Genomic DNA, 214 nt, shown 5'->3' on the forward strand with positions numbered 1-214 from the left:
AGGACGTTTGGTTTTAGAATTATTAGTGTGGAAAAAGACTAACTTATTATTACTTGATGAACCAACCAATCAACTTGATTTAGAAATGCGTCATGCTTTGACTGTTGCTTTACAAGCATTTGAATGCGCAATGGTAGTGGTATCGCATGATCGCCATTTACTTCGTACTACTATAGATGATTTGTATTTAGTACACGATAAAAAAGTAGAACCC

1 pseudogene is annotated in these 214 nt (G+C 34.6%); it reads left to right on the top strand.

Annotated elements, in window-relative coordinates:
- A pseudogene (locus V6255_RS18805) lies at positions 1-214 on the top strand (ABC transporter ATP-binding protein); the annotation flags it as partial.

Origin of the sequence: Psychromonas arctica (assembly GCF_038155225.1) — a bacterium.
GTDB lineage: Bacteria > Pseudomonadota > Gammaproteobacteria > Enterobacterales > Psychromonadaceae > Psychromonas > Psychromonas arctica_B.